Consider the following 284-nt stretch of genomic DNA (forward strand, 5'->3'; position numbering starts at 1 on the left):
TGCTTCCGAATCGGATGGCGTGTTCTTCTCTGTTATCGCCGGCGGAAGCTCCGGAGGCTCTTCCGGCGGATTCGGTGGCTGCAGAACCTGCGGGCGCGGAGTAGGAGTCGGATCCGGGGTCGGATCGGAAAAGATGTTGTCGCGTGGGGGTGTGGGATCAAAAATCGCCCATCCGACATCGACAAATTCAGCCTCCACCCACACGTGCAGATCCGCACCTTTGAGACCAACTGAACGCACCGGCGCTTCACTGGCCGCATTCCCCTGCAGTTGATCCAGTGCAG

General features: G+C 60.2%; 1 pseudogene. It reads right to left on the minus strand.

Annotated elements, in window-relative coordinates:
- Positions 1–284: pseudogene (locus QP415_RS11605) on the minus strand (transglutaminase-like domain-containing protein); the annotation flags it as partial.

Source organism: Pauljensenia sp. UMB3104 (genome assembly GCF_030217285.1).
Lineage (GTDB): Bacteria > Actinomycetota > Actinomycetes > Actinomycetales > Actinomycetaceae > Pauljensenia.